At 58.6% G+C, this 18,271-nt stretch carries 11 protein-coding genes; 4 read left to right on the top strand and 7 right to left on the bottom strand.

Annotated features, from left to right (window positions below):
- Nucleotides 1–516 precede the first annotated feature (516 nt).
- The gene (locus BLW03_RS01995; RefSeq protein WP_074652115.1) at nucleotides 517–705 is read right to left on the bottom strand and encodes a hypothetical protein; all 189 of its coding nucleotides are present in this window, start codon (nucleotides 703–705) and stop codon (nucleotides 517–519) included.
- A gap of 360 nt (nucleotides 706–1,065) precedes the next feature.
- Between BLW03_RS01995 and BLW03_RS02000 the strand changes: the two genes are divergently transcribed.
- On the top strand, nucleotides 1,066–1,773 hold the full coding sequence (locus BLW03_RS02000) for a Crp/Fnr family transcriptional regulator (RefSeq protein WP_212733110.1): 708 nt from the start codon (nucleotides 1,066–1,068) through the stop codon (nucleotides 1,771–1,773).
- Nucleotides 1,774–1,934: 161 nt separating this feature from the next.
- On the opposite strand, the gene BLW03_RS02005 is transcribed toward BLW03_RS02000, so the two are convergent.
- Nucleotides 1,935–3,671 carry a putative bifunctional diguanylate cyclase/phosphodiesterase gene (locus BLW03_RS02005; RefSeq protein WP_074652117.1) on the bottom strand — a complete coding sequence of 579 codons (1,737 nt, stop codon included), beginning with the start codon at nucleotides 3,669–3,671 and terminating at the stop codon, nucleotides 1,935–1,937.
- 281 nt (nucleotides 3,672–3,952) lie between these two features.
- Between BLW03_RS02005 and BLW03_RS02010 the strand changes: the two genes are divergently transcribed.
- Nucleotides 3,953–5,236, top strand: coding sequence for a cation:proton antiporter (locus BLW03_RS02010; RefSeq protein WP_212733111.1), 1,284 nt, complete (start codon nucleotides 3,953–3,955; stop codon nucleotides 5,234–5,236).
- A 104-nt stretch (nucleotides 5,237–5,340) separates the two neighbouring features.
- Here the strand turns inward: BLW03_RS02010 and htpG are convergent, their stop codons facing one another.
- The 4 genes from htpG to BLW03_RS02030 all read right to left on the bottom strand — a co-directional run bounded on the left by htpG (nucleotide 5,341) and on the right by BLW03_RS02030 (nucleotide 13,061).
- Complete coding sequence (gene htpG / locus BLW03_RS02015; RefSeq protein ID WP_074652118.1) at nucleotides 5,341–7,230, bottom strand: molecular chaperone HtpG; 1,890 nt, start codon at nucleotides 7,228–7,230, stop codon at nucleotides 5,341–5,343.
- A gap of 145 nt (nucleotides 7,231–7,375) precedes the next feature.
- Nucleotides 7,376–10,528 (bottom strand): efflux RND transporter permease subunit, encoded by a 3,153-nt coding sequence (locus BLW03_RS02020; protein ID WP_074652119.1) that lies wholly within the window; start codon nucleotides 10,526–10,528, stop codon nucleotides 7,376–7,378.
- A gap of 2 nt (nucleotides 10,529–10,530) precedes the next feature.
- Nucleotides 10,531–11,727 (bottom strand): efflux RND transporter periplasmic adaptor subunit, encoded by a 1,197-nt coding sequence (locus BLW03_RS02025; protein WP_244501920.1) that lies wholly within the window; start codon nucleotides 11,725–11,727, stop codon nucleotides 10,531–10,533.
- Nucleotides 11,724–13,061, bottom strand: a complete 1,338-nt coding sequence (locus tag BLW03_RS02030; protein WP_074652121.1) for a TolC family protein — start codon at nucleotides 13,059–13,061, stop codon at nucleotides 11,724–11,726. Before BLW03_RS02030 ends, BLW03_RS02025 begins: the two co-directional genes overlap by 4 nt.
- Before the next feature lie 186 nt (nucleotides 13,062–13,247).
- Here BLW03_RS02030 and BLW03_RS02035 point away from each other — a divergent pair, with 186 nt between their 5' ends.
- Complete coding sequence (locus tag BLW03_RS02035) at nucleotides 13,248–14,465, top strand: ATP-binding protein (RefSeq protein ID WP_074652122.1); 1,218 nt, start codon at nucleotides 13,248–13,250, stop codon at nucleotides 14,463–14,465.
- The gene (locus tag BLW03_RS02040) at nucleotides 14,462–15,841 is read left to right on the top strand and encodes a sigma-54-dependent transcriptional regulator (protein ID WP_074652123.1); all 1,380 of its coding nucleotides are present in this window, start codon (nucleotides 14,462–14,464) and stop codon (nucleotides 15,839–15,841) included. The genes BLW03_RS02035 and BLW03_RS02040 overlap by 4 nt, the downstream gene beginning before the upstream one ends.
- Before the next feature lie 8 nt (nucleotides 15,842–15,849).
- Here the strand turns inward: BLW03_RS02040 and BLW03_RS02045 are convergent, their stop codons facing one another.
- Nucleotides 15,850–18,105 (bottom strand): Tex family protein, encoded by a 2,256-nt coding sequence (locus tag BLW03_RS02045; protein ID WP_074652124.1) that lies wholly within the window; start codon nucleotides 18,103–18,105, stop codon nucleotides 15,850–15,852.
- Between the last annotated feature and the right edge of the window lie 166 nt (nucleotides 18,106–18,271).

Raw genomic sequence — 18,271 nt, forward strand, 5'->3', positions numbered from 1 at the left:
AACAGATCGATAAAACAGCTACCCGCGAATCAATGCTTCTGAGCTACGACCAAGATACTGGCCGCGCCGCAGCTAACGCCACAGGCGTGGATTGGTCCGGCTTTCATAGGGCGCACATCGAGACCGCAATCTACTCCCAGGCTCATTCGGTGCACAGCATTCGGCGAATGCCGAAGCGTTCCCCAGTTTATGGCATGGGAGACCTGCGCCTTTTCAGCGTCATTTGGGGTAGGAAAATTTCGAAGTGAATGAGCCTGTATTCGAAGAGGGAGGCGGGAGGGTGTTACAGCACGTACGTGAACTGGAGCGCTGGACGCGCCTTGATGAGTAGATTGCCATTTAGCCACATGAAACTGAGATCAGTACGAAGTATCGAGGACACCGCCATAGGGCTGAGGCGGTAAAGAATCGCTGCGGGCGTGGATCTCAAGGTAGCGGCACTCTATGTTGCTTTCTCGATCACGCAAGTCTCTTACCTTGGAAGCTTGATGCTGCGGTGAGCAAAGAGCAGCGTGACTATTCGCCCTCGCTGTCAATCAGGCTGTCGACGTCCTGATCCTCCTCAGAGTCATCCAGGAGCTGGCCCTTCCGTGTGGCAAATTCCAAAACATCTTTCCCATCGAGCAACACCGTGCCAACTCCCGGGATTGAGACGAGAAGATCACCGCCCACAACTTCCACATCCCCTCCTTTCAGTTTTGTCACTCATACTCCGCCTATAGGCCACTCCTTGGGTCGATCACTAACCTTCTGCAATCACCCGTGCGGAAAGTCATCATCCTGCGCACGTAAGAAAACAGCAAGGGCGCAGCGAGATCAAATCTGTATCGGTCACCTGACGACGTTATGCCCATTGCACGACAGACGACGTGCGTCAGAGTCCGTTCTTATACCCCTACGGTTGACGACTTCCAGCTGCGCCGAGTTCGTGCCCCCTCACGGAGCAGCATCCTGCGAAAGATGTCGATCGAATGAAGGAGTCCTTCCGTGCAAATCACTGGCAACCTCTTGGTCGATTGCCTCTCCCCGTCCCTCCGGACGGTAGTGCTTCAAGGTGCCCAGCGCGTGCAGCTTCGCGCGAATAGCCCAATCTTCAGAGCGACACCGCCGATGAGCCTGCTCTTCGTAACCGCTGGTGCGGTCTCCGTAACTACGAAGCTTCAGGACGGGGCTACACCGGAGGTAGCCTCCATGGGACGCGAAGGCCTTCTAGGCTATGAGCTGCTTCTTGGCGCCCGATCTTTGACCAATGGGTATCTCATGTTGGGGGAAGGCTCCGGCGTCAGCGTCCCGCGTCGACATCTGGAGACCTTGTTCCAGGAGGATAACGAGTTCCGTATGCGCATCCTGGAACTCGCATTGGCGCAGACCAGTGTCACGAAGCAGCTGACCGCCTGCAGCCTGACTCACGAGGCCGACCAACGGCTCGCCAGGTGGTTACTCTCCACATCTCATCATCTCGGTTCCCGCACAGTATCGGTGACGCAGGAGCTCATCAGTATGCTGCTCGGCGTCCGTAGGACAACAGTCTCACTAATCAGTAAGAGATATGAGCGTGAGGGACTGACACGCACCCGGCGCGGCGTGATGACGATCCTGGATCGCGATGCGCTGTCAGCCCGGAGCTGCGAATGCTGCCGGACACTCGTTGCTCTCAACAGCTCGATATACGGACAGCATCAGGATGCTTGGAATGCAAGCCATCATACGGACTCATTCCCGGCAGGTCCGGTCGTGCATGGAATTCCGGACGAGTTGCAGGCGCAGCGATGAACCACGGCGGTAGGCGCCTTTGCGTCGATGAAAAACTGCGATCGCGCTGCCCTCGCCGGTCCATCCAGGAGATCTGCACTTACACATCGTGGAAGTAATACGAAACGTGGTCTGATCTCCTGGCGCTTCCTGTGTCGGAGGCTTCCCCACGCTCGCAATCGTCAACCGGTGAATGTTTGCATAAGATTCGGCTCGGCAAGCACCGCGCTGAGTGCCTCTGCAGTGATTGGAGGGCTGAAGTAATAGCCCTGTCCTTGACGACAGTGTGAACCCTTCAGAAACTCCATCTGCTCCTTCGTTTCGATCCCTTCGGCGATGACGCCCTTATGCAGAGACCTTCCCATGTTGATGATGGCCCGTACCAGAGATGCGTCCTGCTGCTGCGAAGTACAGTCGGCAATGAAGGAGCTGTTGATCTTGATCACGTCAATTGGGAAGTCACGGATATAAGCGAGGTTCGAATAGCCGATGCCAAAATCATCGATTCCCAAACGGATGCCGGTCTTTTTAAGCGACGAGAAAAGCGCCCGCTTCTCTTCTGTCTGCAGACGAAGTACCGATTCAGTGAGCTCAAGTAAAGCACAGCCCGGGTTTGCTCCGGCCTGCTGAATGATTGATTCGAGATGGCTGTAGTAGCCAGGTTGCCGCAGCTCCATTGGCGACACGTTCACGGACATCATAATTTCGGGAAAGCCATCATCGCGCCAAAGAACTTGCTGCCGGATCGCCTCTTTCAGCACCCATTGGCCAATCGGAATGATCAGTTCCGACCGTTCCGCAACCGGAATGAAGCTGGACGGCGTGAGCAGCTTGCCGTCCGGAGTTTGCCATCGCAGAAGAGCCTCGACTCCACAGATCCGCCCCGTCTCAAGATCAACCTGCGGTTGGTAGAGGAGTCTGAACTCCTCCGATGTCAGGGCCCTGCAGAGCGCGGCTTCGAGATTGATGCTGCGATGAAGGAAGCTCGATGTGGCCGAGGTTTGGGAGTGTACCCGGTTGCCTCCGGCCTGCTTCGCTGCGTACATGGCAGCGTCGCCCTCTTGTAAGAGCTCACCCGCGCAAAGGTGCCTACGTTTCTGTAAGACGGCGCCTATGCTTGCCGTTAGGTTTAGCGTCTCGCCGTCAACCAGAATCGGCATTCTCATCGAGGCCAGAACCAGATCCGCCAGTGACATGAGTGCTTCGGGCGATGGGAGCTCCGGAAGCAGGATCACGAACTCGTCGCCACCCAAACGACAGACAGTATCCGATCCGCGTACGACGCCCTTCAATCTCCTTGCGACCGCACGCAGGACCGCGTCCCCAACACCGTGTCCGCGCGAGTCATTGATCGCTTTGAAACCGTCGAGGTCGAGGTACAGCAAGCCGATCAGGTGAGGATGGCGGGAAAGCGAGGCGATGGCCTGGCCGATCCTGTCTTCGAGGATCATCCGGTTGGGCAGGTCGGTAAGCGGATCATGATGAGCCTGGTGAACCGCTTTGAGGAGGAGGATACGCGCGAGGCTTGCGTTCCGAAAGTTGATGACGGCTCCCGCGACCGCTCCCAAACGGTCGTGGACGGGTGAGATCGCGTCTTCGATGGGCAGCTTCACCCCATCCCTGCGGATAAGCACAGTGTCCAGCGGCAGGCTCCGCTCCCGATCGTCCTTCAGCACTGCTTCCACAACAGCAGACAAGGCCAACTGATTGGTGCCACCAACGGTCCGGAAAACCTCCGAGGCTGGCCGCCCCAGAGCCTCTTGCCAGGACCAGCCGGTAAGGCGAGCTGCCGCCGGGTTCATGTAGATCACGGTTAAGTTCCGGTCGATTGCGAGAATGCCATCGCTCAACGATTCAACGGCCTCAACGGCTCTTGAAGTCGCACTTGGATCGGGCAGAGAGAAGAAATGATCCGTCACGGTCAGCTCCGGATTCGTATCCCCTGAGTCTTCATAGACTTGTGACTCATGGTCTGCGAAAAATAAATGGAGGCGTCATTCTACGTCTGTCCGATTTCAGACATAACACTTTCGCGGGTGTGTCCGTTTCATGAAGCAACAACTATTAGGACAGCACGCAACGCGCAGGGAGGTTCAGCCTTCTCGGGGCTACGTCCAGCGCATGACTACATGAGCTCACCGCAGACGGAAGGGTTCACGGTCGAACCGCTGCCCGATCCTCTATCCTTGGTCTTATCTTCATGATGCCTTCGTTCGCGCTGCTGAGCGCACTCGTCACACTCGGTGCTCTCTTCAGCTACGCGAGTCACCGCGTGCTTCGCTTACCAACGAGCATCGGGACGATGCTGCTGTCCTTGGCGACGGCCTGTGTCCTCATCGTGGGTGGACACACCATCCCGGCGCTCCAGAGTGGCGCCCATATTCTGGTATCTGGCATCGATTTCAACCAGGCCGTGCTTCACGGCATGTTGGCCTTCCTTCTGTTTGCCGGAGCGCTGCAGCTCGATCTGAAACAACTGGAACGCGAGATGGCCCCTGTGCTCAGCCTTTCCGTTGTCGGAACTGCCTTATCCACAATCCTTGTCGGGTTCTTGTTTCGCACAGGCCTTCACCTGGTCGGCATTCCGATCAGCTGGAAAGAGGCGCTGCTCTTCGGAGCTCTCATCTCTCCAACAGATCCCATCGCGGTTTTGGATATGCTGCAGCGTGTGGGTGCCCCGGCGGAACTCAGAATTCAGCTTGCGGGCGAATCGCTGTTCAACGATGGTGTGGGCGCCGTGATCTTCGTCGCACTGCTGGGCGCGGCCACAACAGGAGCAGGCCAACACGGTCTCCCCTCTCCGGCGACCTTCGGAGTTCTGCTGCTTGTTGAGGCGGGGGGCGGCATCGTGTTGGGGGCGACGCTTGGCTACCTTACCTACCGACTCATCCGGGAGGTCGATAGCTACCGCGTCGAGGTAATGCTGACGCTGGCTTTAGCCATGGGCGGTTACGTCCTTGCCGATAAGCTCCACCTCTCGGCCCCTCTCGAAGCCGTCGCTGCCGGGCTGATGGTCAGCGGCACTGCACGCCGCTTTGCTATGTCTCCGGCAACGCGCGATCATCTGGAGAAGTTCTGGGAGTTGATCGACGACATCATGAACGTCGTGCTCTTCCTCCTGCTGGGACTTCAACTGCTCGTCCTTCCGCTTGGCTTCTCCCTGCTGATCGCCGGCTTGATCGCCATTCCAGTCGTGCTCGTTGCGCGCTTCGCAAGCGTAGCGACGGTGGTGCGGACGCTGGCGCTCTTTCGTCGCAAAGTCACCGGCAACGTCACCGTGCTGACCTGGGGTGGCCTGCGTGGAGGCCTTGCAGTCGCTCTTGCACTCTCGCTGCCCCAGGAACCGGCAGGCGAACGCAATCTGCTGCTGGCAGCGACTTACATCACGGTTATTTTCTCGCTGCTTGTTCAGGGGCTGACAATCTCACCGCTGCTGCACCGCCTGCAACGGCGCCAGGCTCCTTTCGGCGTCCAGGGCGGATAACTCGTTCCTACGTCGAAATGTCCTCAGCGGGAAGTCCTGGAGCTCAAGCCGCCAAAAGCAAAGTGCCTCCCATTCCGGGAGACACTTTGATTTTGGTGGCTGCTTCAGATGGACTGATTCAGAACGCGATTCAATCGCTGAACGAAGACGGCAGGGTCCTTGAGTGGAACGCCCTCAAGCAAGAGTCCTTGGTCGAAGAGGAGCCATGCGGCGTCTTCCACCTTGCTGTTGCTGGGATCAGCCAAGAGCTTCCGGATGATTTCGTGATCGGGATTGATCTCCAAAGTCGGAGTCGGCTCAGGCAATTCTTTCTGGCCCATCGCTCGCATCATCTGGCGCATGCGGGCACTGGGTTCATCTTCATCCGACACGATGACGGAAGGGCTGTCAGCCAGGCGCGATGAGGCTCGAACCTCCTTTACCGCATCGCCCAGAGCCGCTTTAATCTTCTCAAGCAACGGCTTCAGCTCCTCAGACTTTTCGGGAGCGGAGTCATCCTTAAGGTCCTCAGATGCGGTGGCAGAATTAACTGCCTTCAGGTCGATGTCTCCGTACTTCGGCACAGACGAGAAGACGATCTCGTCGATGTCATCGTCCAGCAGAAGTACCTCAATCCCCTTCTTCTTGTAAATCTCCAGCAGAGGCGAGTTCCGCAGCATGCTCTCTGACCCGCCCGTAATGAAGTACAGCGCCTTCTGCTCAGGCTGCATGCGGTCCTTCACTTCGGCAAGCGAGGTGAGGCCATCCGCCTTGGTCGTCTTGAAGCGGACCAGCTCCAGCAGAGTGTCACGGTTCGCGTAGTCGCCGTAAACGCCTTCCTTCAGCGGCCGGTTGTATTGCTCGATGAACTGCCCGTATTTGGCTGGGTCGTTCGCGGCGATGGTCTTCAACTCGCCGAGGATCTTCTTTACGCTGGCAGTCTTGATGCTCGTGAGCACCTTGTTCTGCTGCAGAATCTCGCGTGATACGTTCAGTGGCAGATCTTCGGAATCAATGATGCCGCGGACGAAGCGGAGATACGGCGGCAACAGCTCCTTCGAATCGTCCATGATGAAGACGCGCTTTACATAGAGCTTAATGCCACCCTTGTAGTCCGCCTGGTACAGGTCCGACGGGGCCTTCGCCGGAATGTAGAAGAGCGTGGTGTACTCCATCGTGCCTTCAGCGCGGGTATGGAACCAGAACAATGGATCTTCCCACTCACCGGTGATGGACTTGTAAAACTCCTGGTAGTCCTCGTCGGTAAGTTCAGACTTGCTGCGCTGCCACATCGCGCTGGCGGCGTTGACCTGCTCCGTGACGCGAGACTTTTCAGACTCCTTCTTCTCGGCGTTCCACTCACTCTTGTCGTAGGTGAGGAAGATCGGAAACGCGATGTGATTGGAGTACTTTTTGACGATCTCCTGCAGGCGATAACCGTTGGCGTATTGCGCGCCTTCGTCGTTCAGGTGGATCAGAACGGTTGTCCCAGCGGACGCGCGGGCACCCGACCCAGTTGCCTCTTCCAGATCAAAACCGGTCTTACCGTCCGAGGTCCACTTCCAGGTCTTGTCTTCGCCGGCCTTGCGCGAGAGAACCTCAACCTTGTCGGACACCATGAAGACCGAATAGAAGCCGACACCGAACTGGCCGATCAGGTTCGAGTCCTTCTTCGCATCGCCAGAGAGCTGTGCAAGGAAGTTTTTCGTGCCGGAGCGGGCGATGGTACCAAGGTGTGCGACCAGATCCTCTTCGTTCATGCCGATACCGGTATCGGAGAGGGTTAACGTCTTGGCGTCTTCGTCGAGCGTCAGGTCGATGCGCGGTGCATCAATGCCACTGCCAACGAGCGCTTTAAGCCGCTCATCGGTAAGAGCCAGATGGCGGAGCTTGTCGAGCGCGTCGGAGGAGTTGGAGATGAGTTCGCGAAGAAAGATCTCCGGGTGAGAGTAAAGCGAATGGACGATCAACTGCAGGAGCTGGCTGACTTCGGTCTGGAACTGTTGCTTTGACATGGCAACTCCATTATGGCCAAGAATCGCGATGCGGTGAAGCCCCGGCAGCACATGAGCGCTGCCAGGGTGTCGACATCAGACCACCACGCGGCTCCGCTCTACGCTCCGGGAACCGCAGACCTAACCGGAACGGGGCCAGTCCGAATCATCCTGCCCACTCGTCTCCTTCTTCGACTACGTAGTCTGCCTTCCCTTCAAAAAAACCGTAGACAGACGGCACGAGTAGCAGTGTCAACGCCGTCGAGCTGACGAGGCCGCCGATCACGACAATGGCGAGCGGGCGCTGAATCTCAGAACCGGGTCCCGTTGCGAACAGGAATGGCACCAGGCCAAGGGCGGCAACAGTCGCCGTCATCATTACGGGCCGGAAGCGGAGACGCGTGCCCTCACGCACCGCGTCGTCCTGGCTCATACCTTCCTGGCGCAATTTGCGGATATAGGAGACAAGGACGACTCCGTTCAGAACCGCAATGCCCCACAGAGCGATGAAGCCCACCGAAGCAGGGACTGACAAGTATTCACCAGACAGGAACAGACCCAGCACGCCGCCGATGGATGCGAGCGGTAGTACCGTGATGATGAGCGCCGCGAACCGCACAGACTTGAACAGCACAAACAGCAGGAAGAAGATTGCAGCGATGGTGATGGGGACGATGATCATCAGGTGATGAAGGGCACGCTCCATGTTGTGGAATTGTCCTCCCCACTCAATGAAGTAGCCCGCCGGCAGTGGCACCTGCTTATCAACTTTCCCCTGCAGTTCCGATACAAAACTGCCGAGGTCGCGCCCCTGCACATTGACACCCACGACGATGCGTCGCTTGCCCATGCTGCGGTTGATGAGCGCAGGACCTTCAACAACCTTGACGGTTGCCAGCTCCTTCAGCGGCACACGAGGCCCATCCGGAGAACTGATCTGAAGCTCGCGGATATCGTCCATGCTGTCGCGTTGTGCACGCGGTAGCCGAACCACGGCTGCGAAGCGGCGCTCACCTTCGTAGATCTCCGTTGCAGATTTCCCTGCTATGGCGGTTTCGATAATCTCATTCACGTCCGCCGCGTTGATGCCATAGCGGGCGATGGCCGCACGGTTGATGTCGATGGTCAAATACTGCTGACCGCCGACACGATCGACGCGCGTGTCCTGTGTGCCCTGAATGCCGCTTGCCACCTTGGCAATCTCATTCGCCTTGGCGACGAGCACATCCAGGTCATCGCCGTACAACATCACGGCAACATCCGCACGGACGCCTGACACCATCTCATCGACGCGGTCGCTGATGGGCTGCGACATTACCAGGTTGATGCCGGGGATGGATGCAAGCCGCTCGCGCATCTCGTCGGCAATCTTGTCCTGCGTACGATCTCGCGGTCGCTCATCATAAGGCGTGAGCGATGCGAGCACGTCGGCCTCGTTGGGACCGGCAGGATCTGCAGGCGACTCGCCACGGCCGATGCGCGACACAACATTCTCGACGCCCTTTACCTGCATCATGCTCTTCTGCATCGACATTTCCATCTTGAGCGATTCTTCAAGAGAGATATTCGGCACACGATCGGCATTTGGCGAAAGGGTGCCTTCCTGCATTTCCGGGATAAATGCGGTACCCAGGAACGGGAAGAGCGACATAGCCGCGATGAAAATGACGCCAACCGCGACCACAGCTTTCCGACGATTCTCCAGCGTCCATCCGAGCAGGGCATCATAAGGCCGCCGAAGCAGCCGGACAAGCCGTGTATCGTCCTCCGACCCACCTTTCAACAGGTACGAGGACAGTACCGGTGACAGCGTGAGTGACAGCAGCAGTGAGATCGCCAGTGCAATGGCAATCGTGTAGGCAAGCGGCGCAAACATCTTGCCTTCCATGCCCTCCAGAGTCATCAGCGGCATGAACACCAGGATGATGATGGTGACGCCAAAGACCGTAGGCGTTGCGACCTCGGTGACTGCCGCAAGTACGATGTTGAGCTTCTGTCGTGCGCCGATAGCCTCCGCCGCATGTTGCCTTGCATGGCTCAACTTCGCGAAGACATTTTCGACGACGACAACTGACCCGTCCACCATGAGGCCGATCGCGATCGCAAGACCGCCAAGCGACATCAGGTTCGCCGACAGACCCACCTGGTTCATGATCAGGAAGGTCAGCAGCGGTGTCACGACGAGCGTGGTGCTCACGATAAGACTCGAACGAATATCGCCGAGGAAGAGGACCAGGACAACGATGACAAAAAGAATGCCCTCGCCCAGCACCTCAGTCACCGTGTGAATGGCTGCGTCGACAAGCTGCGACCGATCGTAGTACGGCACGATCTGCAGTCCACCCGGGATCATATGGCGGGCGTTGATGTCGGCGACGCGCTCCTTCACGCGGCTGACGATCTCCTTGGCATTCCCACCGCTGGTCATCAGCACAACACCGCCGACCGCCTCAGTGTAGCCATTCTTGATCATGGCGCCGTAGCGAACTTCAGTCCCCAGTCGCACCTCTGCGACGTCACGGATGTAAACCGGTGTGCCCCGGCTTTCTTTCAGAACGATGTTGCGGATGTCTTCAAGATTCCGCACCAGGCCAACGGAGCGGATGAGGTACTGCTCCGCGTGCTGCGGCAAAATGCCGCCGCCGGCGTTGGCATTGTTATGCGCCAGTGCATTGCGCACATCGTTGACGGTCAGGTTGTAGTAGTGCAGCTTCTGCGGATCGACCAGTGTCTCGTATTGCTTGACGAAGCCGCCCGTCGAATTGATCTCTGCAACACCCGCAATGGAACGAAGCAGTGGTCGAACAACCCAGTCCTGCAGCGTCCGGCGCTCGACCAGCTCCTCGTTCGTCAGGACATGCTTATCGTCCGCTTCACCCGGACGTTCCAGTGTGTATTGAAAGACTTCGCCCAGTGCATTCGTGATGGGACCGAGCACAGGCGCAACGCCCTCCGGCATGCGGTCGCGCACCTCTGAGAGACGTTCCGAAACCATCTGCCGTTCCAGGTGAAGATCGCTGCCATCCTGGAAGACAAGCGTGATCAAAGATAGGCCCGGCTTGTTGAGGGAGCGCATGTCCGTCATGCCAGGCAAGCCGGTCATCGCAATCTCAATGGGAACAGTAACGAAACGTTCGACCTCTTCGGGCGATTTCCCCGACGCCTCGGTCGCGATCTGCACCTGGACATTCGCGACATCCGGAAAGGCGTCCACAGAGAGGTGCTTTGCCGCGTTGAGACCGAAACCAACGAGCACAAGAGAGACCACAACCAGGATCAGCCGCTGCCGAAGCGCGCCCGCAATGATGGCTTGCAACATGCTTAGCGGCTCCCCTTGATGGCATCCTGTTTGCGTTGATTATTCAGGTGGAAGGCACCGTCAAGAACAATAAGCTCATTGGCGGTGACACCGCTTAATACCACGCGTTCGTCGTTGCTCTCGTCCCCCAACTGCACCTCGCGCAGCAGGAAGCGATTCACCGCAGTCTGGACGAAGATGTAGTCCTTGTTTTCTTCCCGGACAATGGCAGTCTGTGGGACGGTCAGCTTCTTTTCTGTGTGACCGCCAAAGGTCACGCTGGCCAACTCGTCCGGCTTAAAGAGTCCCTGGTTGTTCCGCAGATCCATGCGCACTTCAACGGTGCGTGTTGCGGGGTCAACAGTGGGTGCCACATAGGCCAGCGCTCCGTGGATATCCTGTTCCGGCCGTGCCGGAATCCGTACGCTCACTTCAAGTCCCTTGCGTAACATGCCTGCCTCTTCTTCCGGCACATTCGCTACGACCCATACGCTTGAAAGATCCGCGATCGTGTAAGCAGGATCGGCGGGTTGAACGACCTGCCCCACGGTTACTTTGCGTTCGAGAACGGTGCCCGCGCGCGGCGTCACAATGGGGTAATCCGCACTGAGCCTGCGCGTGCTCTGCAACACCTTCATCTGCGAGTTCGTCATGCCAAGCCCGCGCAGTTGCGTCTCGTACGACGACACCTCCGCGCTTGCCTGCACCAGCTCTGCGCGACGGCGCTCCAGTTCAGCCCGGCCAATCACATCAGCTTCCACAAGCTGCTCTGCGCGTTTCGTTGCGGCCTCTGCGAGCGTCTGGTCAGAGTAGGCCTTGATCAACGACATCTGCGTGTCTGAAAGGTTCGTGCTGTGGAGTGTCGCAAGCACAGTACCCGCGTGAACATACTCGCCTTCAAAGGCATTCAGTTTGAGAATGCGACCCGCGACCGGAGAGCCGACGCGGGCGATGCGGCTTGCATCTGTCTCAACACGTCCAGAGACCTGCAGCGTGCCTCGGACATCCGTGAGACGTGGAGGTCCAATCTTCAAGCTGCCGGTAAGGGCTGGCGGAACCTTCACCGCAAACGGATCGGTCTGGGTCTCAGCGGCCGCAGGCTTGACCTCTTTCTTGCACCCGTCGAGCGACAGCACGGAGGCTGCCGCAATGACGGCAAGGAGGGAGACGCGGAGGGGCATCCGAGTGCATGCGTAGAGATTCAAGGCTGGTGAGGTCACGGTCTTCCTCCGGGCACAATGGCGCCAAGTTCTTCAAGATCAATCAATGCAGACTGGCGCGCGAACTGTGCGTTCAGCAGATCTCCACGGGCGCTCTGCAGGACACGTTGCGCATCGAGCACCTCCACAATGCCACGCTCGCCGTAGCGATAGGCGGCCTGTGCCGCGTCCACCGCGCTGGACGCCGCACGGAGTTCGCCAGCCTCAAGCGATGTCGCCTGCTGATCGGCGAGCTGGTACTGCTCATACGCACGTTCGGTCGCGGAGATCAGTTCCAGTCGCCGCTGATCCGCTTCTGCTTGTGCCTGCGTGATGGCAGCCTTCGATTCCTCGATAGGCCCTCGACGACGGTCCCAAAGAGGAATGGGCACCGTGACGCCGGTGCGCCAGAAACGAAGATCGGGTTGGTTCTCAAACTCGGCGAAGACGGTGGGCTGCGGAATACGCAGGCTGCGTTCGCGTGCGAGTTTGGCGTCCGCGGCCTCGACATCTGCCTTCGCCTGCGCGATCGCAGGGTGTGTTCGCAGCACCCCTTCTCGCAGGACAGCCAGCTCGGGTAGCTTGATGCGCGCGTCGAGGGTGCCCTGCGGATCGAGTGCTTCGTCAGCCGGTGCAGCAATCGCGATCCGAAGCAGTGCGATTGCGTTTGCAAGCTCCAATTGCGCGCTGCGGACCGCGAAACCCGCACGGCCCAGTTCCGCCTCGGCACGCGTCAGTTCCAGGCGGCCCTTCTCGCCAACGCGATATTCCACTTCCACGCGACGCCGCAGATCTTCCACGAGCTTCAGATTCTCCTGCTCGTGCCTCACTTCTTCCTGCCTGCGCAGAACTTCGTAGAAGGCATGTTTCGCATCGGCCGCGACAGAGCGTGTCACACCCTGCTGGCCGAAGCCTGCGCTGGTGCGTGCGAGTTCTGCGGCGCGGGTACGGGCCCGACGTTCCGACGGTATCTCGACCGGCTGATAAGCCGCGTAGTGCTGCAGCAGTCCGGGAACACCAGGGGTCGCGATCGGCCGCGCATACTGCCGCCCTCCATACACTTCGACGGACGGATTGCTATAGGCCCGACTGGTCTGTACCGCCGCAGCAGCACGCTGTGAGGCCGCCGCTGCGCCGCGGAGACGAGGGCTATTCTGCTCTGCCATGGCGACTGCTTCCGCAAGGGTCAACGGATGTGCCGGCGCCGCTGCGGGCACATCAGGCAACGGCGGAGGCAAGGCCTGAGTTGTCACAGGCGAGTTCACGGTCGCAGGACCGGGCGGACTCAACGTCTGACCTGAACCGGCAGAAGCCAGGAACAGGGCTGCGATGGGAATCACTGCATAGGACTTCACGAGACCTTCAAGTGCAATCAGTGGGCCAACGCGGATTCAAGCAAGAACGGGCGTTTCGCGCAACGAGCTGTCCCTTATGGGACAGTGATCCCTACCGTAACGACGCAAAGCGGACACCTCCGATGCCTGCACCCCGCATGGCTGCCGTTGCACAGTTTGGAGGATCGATTGCAACGATCATCATCCATGCAGCGCGCCGCTCAGATCGCGATCTATCCCACTCCGATGCGCCAGCGCCCAGCGTGGGAGAATACTCCCATGGAGTCCGTACAAAGCCGGATTCGTTCGCCCGAGTGGAAGGCTGCGGTCATCGCGTTCCTGATCGTTGCGCTCGCCGTCACGACGTGGATCATACCGCCGCATGCAGTCGTGCTCCACAACATCCTTCATCACCTGAACATTCTTCCGTTCATGCTCGCCGGCATGATCTTCGGATGGAAGGGCGCGCTGCGCGCCATCGTATTCGCTGTCGCGCTTCAGTCCCCCATCATCTATCGACACTGGTATCGCGCTCCCGTGGACGCGCAGGATCAGGTCGTCGAACTGAGCACCTTTGGCATTGCCGGCATGATCGCGGGGCTTGTCGCCGATCGTGAGCGGATGCAGAGAGCACGCGTTGAGGCGACCAAGCGCGAACTCGAACGCGTCTACTCGGAGTTGCGCGAGAACATCCAGCAGATGAAGAAGACCGAGAGGTTGACCGCTGCCGGTGAACTCGCTGCGAGCCTGGCGCATGAGATCCGAAACCCACTCGCCAGCATCAGCGGCGCGGCGGGTGTTGTCGCACGCGGGCATGCACCCGCAGCCAGCCAGCAGGAGTGTCTCGAAATCCTCATGAAGGAATCGCAGCGCCTGAATAAACTGCTGACAAACTTTCTGGACTTCGCGCGTCCGCGTCTGCCCCGCTTTCAACCGACGGACCCAGCCGCTGTCCTGCAGTCGGTAACGACCCTCGCTCAGCACAGTGGAGTGGAGCGTGGTGTCGATGTTGTGCTTCACACGAAGACCCTGCATGGAGAGGTAGAGTGCGACGCTGAGCAGGTGAAGCAGGTGCTCCTGAATCTGGTCCTGAATGCAATCCAAGCCACGACCGCGCCAGGAACAGTAAACATTCGGGCCGCCATGGATACGCAGAGCTTATCCGTTGAAGTGGAAGACGAGGGTTGCGGTGTTGAGCCGGAGAACATGGACCGCCTCTTCGATCCCTTCTTCACCACGAAAGAAAATGGTTCCGGACTGGGCCTCGCGGTATCTGCCAACATCGTCGCGCAGCACGGCGGTACCCTATTCTGCCGCATGAATGAAGCCCATCGGCGAGGGATGACCTTCCGTGTGGATCTGCCCTTGCATCCACCGTCCGTAAGCGAATTGGCAAAGGCGAAAGATAAGGCGGTTCTGGATTGAAGAAGGCCAGCATCCTTGTCGTGGACGACGACAGTAGTCTGCGACGCGTCATGAAGATTCAACTGGAAGAGGCAGGCTACAACGTATCGCTTGCCGCTGACGGTGACGAAGCATACGGTATGCTGCCGGAACTGCAGCCAGCCCTCGTCATCACGGATCTGCGCATGCCCAGCGGCGGCCTTGACCTGTTGCGGAAGATCGCGGTCTCCGCGATGGACACGACAGTCATTGTGATCACCGCATTCGGTACGGTTGAGACCGCTGTTGAGGCAATGAAGATCGGCGCGTACGACTACGTCACCAAGCCGCTGGACTTCGATGCCCTGGTGCTCGTCGTGCATCGAGCAATGGAGCGGCAAACACTCCGGGAAGAAGTGCGGGCCCTGCGGTCTGTGCTCGATCAGCGTTTCGGATTTGAGAACATCATTGGTCGTGCCAAGAGTTTCCTGCGGGTCCTCGATCAGGCATCGCGCGTCGCGCCGCATGACACGACCGTACTGATTCAGGGCGAGACTGGCACGGGAAAAGAGTTGCTCGCTCGAGCGATTCACAACAACAGTGGAAGACGCGCCCGCGCCTTCGTTCCAATCAACTGCGGTGCTATCCCGGAGGACCTCGTCGAATCCGAATTGTTTGGCTATGTTCGAGGCGCCTTCACCGGCGCACTCACAAACAAGACCGGTCGCATCGAAGCGGCCGAAGGCGGAACGCTGTTTCTGGATGAAGTAGGTGAGTTACCGCTGGATGCGCAGGTGAAATTGTTGCGCGTGCTGCAGGAAGGCGAGCTTGCAAAGCTAGGCGCCAGCACGCCCACGCGAGTTGATGTGCGCGTGATCGGAGCAACCCATCGCAATCTCGCCGCGATGGTAGAAGACGGGACCTTTCGTGAAGACCTGTATTACCGGCTCACGGTCGTATCGCTGCGTATTCCGCCGTTGCGGGAACGACGCGATGATCTGCCGGAATTGATCGACGTTTTGTTCAAGCGAGCCAAGGAAAGGCATGGCCTGCTTCAGGCGCGGATGTCTCGACCACTGCTACAAAAGCTCATCAGCTATGCGTGGCCGGGGAACGTACGCCAGTTAGAAAATGTTATTGAGCGTCTCCTGGTGCTGTCGGCGGACGATCTGCTCACGGAAGACAATCTTCCGGAAGACCTACAGGCGGCGTCAGAATCCAATGCCTCGCCACTGAACTTTCCGCTACCGGAAGAGGGCATCAGCCTGGAGGCAGTCGAGCGCGAGTTAATCAGCCAGGCGCTTGCCCGCTTCGATGGGAACCAAACGCACGCCGCCCGATATCTGGACATCAGTCGGCGGGCGCTCATCTACCGGATTGAAAAGCACGGCATCTTTCACGAGGATCAGCCGGAATAGAACACGGCTTATCGCGTGCGCCACTTCGAAGACAGAGCCGCAAGCTGATCACTGACCGTGACAGGCGCCGCCTCTTTGGCCGGACGACTCTTTGGTGAAGCTCCGGACGGCGCCTGCAATGCTTTGATAGACAGCGCAATGCGCTTCGTCTTCGTGTCCGCTGAAAGCACTTTCACCTTCACGATTTGTCCCGCTTTGAGTATCTCTGCCGGATCTTTGATGAACCGGTTCGATATCTCAGAGATGTGGACCAGACCATCCTGGTGAACACCAACATCGACGAAGGCACCAAACTTTGTCACGTTGCTCACAACACCTTCGAGCACCATGCCCGGCACAACATCGGCAAGATCGCGTACCGCTTCGTTAAAGCTCGGAGCGACAAAGGTGTCGCGTGGGTCACGTCCCGGCTTCTTCAACTCTTCCAGGATGTCGTTCCACGTGAAGGTGCCCGCGCCGAAGCTGCTCTGTTTCACACCCGAGAGCAGATGTGGCGAACGAATCAGGTCCGCGACCGGCGTGGAAAGCGACTGCGCAATCTCTTCGACGAGGCCGTAGGACTCCGGATGAACTGCAGTGTTGTCCAAGGGCTGCTCGCCATCGCGAACGCGTAGGAAGCCCGCCGCTTGTTCAAATGTCTTCGGCCCAACGCCCGGGACCTCATGCAGCTGTGACCGTGATCGGAACTGACCATGCTCATCTCGGAAACTCACGATATTAAGGGCAACGCGCTCTGTGACGCCTGAGACGTACCGCAGCAACGTCCACGACGCTGTATTGAGGTCAACACCAACCCGGTTCACGCAACTTTCAATGGCAGCCTCGAGCGACTGCTGCAACTGGCGTTGATCCACATCATGCTGATACTGCCCGACGCCGATGGACTTCGGGTCGACCTTCACCAACTCCGCAAGCGGATCCTGCAGACGGCGTGCAATCGAGATCGCTCCACGTACCGTCAAGTCAAGGTCGGGAAACTCCTGGCGGGCGATGTCCGATGCCGAGTACACACTTGCCCCGGCCTCCGAAACCGTAACGCGGAAGATACCGGAAAGGTTCTTCGCTTCCAGAAACTCGCGGAGGAAGGCATCCGTCTCACGCGATGCGGTACCGTTGCCGATCGCGATGGCACGGATATTGTGCTTTGCAATGAGTGCAGCCAGCTTGTCCATCGCTTCCTTGGTACGCCCTGTGTGCGGATAGATCACATCGTCCGCAAGGAACTTACCTGTCTCATTCACGACGGCCAGTTTGCAGCCCGTCCGCAGCCCCGGATCGACACCGAGCACCCCGATGGGACCGGCTGGCGCGGCCAGCAGCAGATTCTCAAGATTGTCGCGAAAGACATCGATCGCCGCCGCATCCGACCGACGCTTCAGCTCCATACGAATCTCGACCTGGATCGATGAGTTGAGCAGACGCTTCCAGCAATCGTCGATGGCAAGGTTGAGATGCGCGGTCCAATCGCCATCGGCTCTTAGAACACGAGACCGGATGAGCCCGAGAACCCGCGGTTCCTCCAGCTCGATCAGCCAGTACAGAACGTTCTCCGATTCGCCGCGACGAACCGCGAGCATGCGATGGGACGGGATCGTCTTCACCGGCTCGCGATAGTCGTAGTACATCTTGAACTTCTCTTGCTCATCGACGGCATCGAAAGCTTTGCGGCTGGTGATGAACCCTTCTTCGAACATGAGGTGACGCGTTGCCTTTCGCACCTCCGCATCTTCACTAATCCGCTCCGCAACAATGTGGCGGGCTCCTTCAAGCGCATCGTCGATTGTTGCAACTTCCCTCTCCGGATCGACGAGCGATTGGGCCAGTGCAATGAGATCCACCGCTGCAGGAGCCTGACCCCAGATGTAGTCCGCCAGAGGCTCGAGCCCCTTCTCTCGCGCGATGGTCGCCTTGGTGCGGCGTTTCGGCTTGTACGGCAGGTACAGGTCCTCCAGTTCGGAGCGATCCATTGTCGCGAGGATGCGCGCCTTCAAATCGTCGGTCAACTTACCCTGCTCTGTGATCGACGCAAGGATCGTCTCGCGTCGCTGCCGAAGTTCCTGGAAGTATTCGGCTTTCTCTGCAATTTCGCGGATCTGTACCTCGTCCAGGTTGCCCGTCGCTTCCTTACGATAGCGAGCAATGAACGGGACCGTGGAGCCCTCATCCGTCAAGGCAATGACAGCGCGCACGCTGGGTAAAGGCAGGTTCAGAAGTTGGGAGATGTGGAGAAGGTAGGCTGCGTCGAGGGGTACGGAAACTGGCATGCTTCTTGCAGTCTAAACTTCTGCCCTCAGGAAATCATGGCCGGCGTTTGCAGGCAGCACACGGACACCTCGCGGACGCGACGATGACTCATCGCTAAGTTGAAGGACCGGCAATGCACCGTCTTCGAGAGGCCCGCAAAGTACGAGCGATGCAATCCAGTCCCAT

This window comes from Terriglobus roseus (assembly GCF_900105625.1).
GTDB classification, from domain to species: domain Bacteria; phylum Acidobacteriota; class Terriglobia; order Terriglobales; family Acidobacteriaceae; genus Terriglobus; species Terriglobus roseus_B.

Excerpts from the sequence above, each read along its gene's own strand:
- BLW03_RS02010 (WP_212733111.1), top strand. The coding sequence starts at position 3,953 with ATGATGCCTTCGTTCGCGCTGCTGAGCGCACTCGTCACACTCGGTGCT.
- htpG (WP_074652118.1), bottom strand. The coding sequence starts at position 7,230 with ATGTCAAAGCAACAGTTCCAGACCGAAGTCAGCCAGCTCCTGCAGTTG.
- BLW03_RS02020 (WP_074652119.1), bottom strand. The coding sequence starts at position 10,528 with ATGTTGCAAGCCATCATTGCGGGCGCGCTTCGGCAGCGGCTGATCCTG.
- BLW03_RS02035 (WP_074652122.1), top strand. The coding sequence starts at position 13,248 with ATGCAGCGCGCCGCTCAGATCGCGATCTATCCCACTCCGATGCGCCAG.
- BLW03_RS02045 (WP_074652124.1), bottom strand. The coding sequence starts at position 18,105 with ATGCCAGTTTCCGTACCCCTCGACGCAGCCTACCTTCTCCACATCTCC.